The organism is Parabacteroides sp. An277, from assembly GCF_002159645.1.
In the GTDB taxonomy this organism is placed as follows: domain Bacteria; phylum Bacteroidota; class Bacteroidia; order Bacteroidales; family Tannerellaceae; genus Parabacteroides.
The window spans coordinates 1-833 of sequence record NZ_NFJB01000088.1 but is presented as its reverse complement, the minus strand read 5'-3'; the positions used below and the strand labels follow the sequence as shown (position 1 = coordinate 833).

The window sequence follows — 833 nt, the reverse complement described above, 5'->3', positions numbered from 1 at the left end:
CCTGGAGCGTCTGATAGACCTTCACGCTCATCACGCGCTCCATCGACCCGCTCTCCTTGTAGCGACGGAACGAGTTCTGCAGGAAACGGTTCTCGGCCTGGAGGTTATAGGCCTCGCTGACCGGCGGCAACGCCTTCTTTTCGGCTTCTACGGCGAGCTTGGCGCGGTATCGGAGGTCGCATTGCTGATAGCCGCGCAGCCACTTCGTGATGGTCCGCCAATTCAGTCCGAAATACTCCCCGAACTGCCCTTTCGCGCCGAGCTCGAAACAGATACTAATTTCGCCTAAACGTAAGAACGGGTAACTTTCGTACAAGTCCGCCGTCACCTTGCCCGCCATCAACGTCAGCTCGCGCGGCTCCGGCACCTTGAATCCCATTAACATGGCGCACTGGGTGATGAGTTCCACCATCTTGTCACTTACCACGTTAGCATTAAGTTCGTTAATGGCAGGCTCTTGTAAAATCAATTGTAATCTTTCTTCCGTATTCATTCTAATTTTAACATTTTACGTGTCAGTATTTTCGCCTCTTCGCATACGCGCTGCATTTCGTCGATTCGTGAAACCGGTTTTGTTTGGGGGCGCGAGGCCGATTGATTTCGTGCCAAAATTCCTTCTTTCGTTTCGAAATTCAGGCAACGCCACCACGATTGGAATCGACGCTTGTAATCATTGATATTCAATATTGTACCCGTTTCGCCAATCGAAACCAAATGCATTTCGAAAAGCTCCATCGCTCCCGGCAGCCTTTCTAACACCGTTTTCCCGCCTTTTCCGCTCAAAACAGACACCGAGTAGAGCCATTCCTCATCTTTTAGCAAATCTTTGCGCA

2 protein-coding genes are annotated in these 833 nt (G+C 50.8%); both read right to left on the bottom strand.

Features of this window, described 5'->3' with window-relative positions; all coding sequences use genetic code 11:
* The coding region (locus tag B5F77_RS15425) for a hypothetical protein (protein ID WP_140392912.1) at positions 1–493 on the bottom strand (493 nt) is incomplete at its 3' end.
* On the bottom strand, positions 490–833 hold a 344-nt coding region (locus B5F77_RS15805), incomplete at its 5' end, for a hypothetical protein (RefSeq protein ID WP_162608022.1). The genes B5F77_RS15425 and B5F77_RS15805, both read right to left, overlap by 4 nt.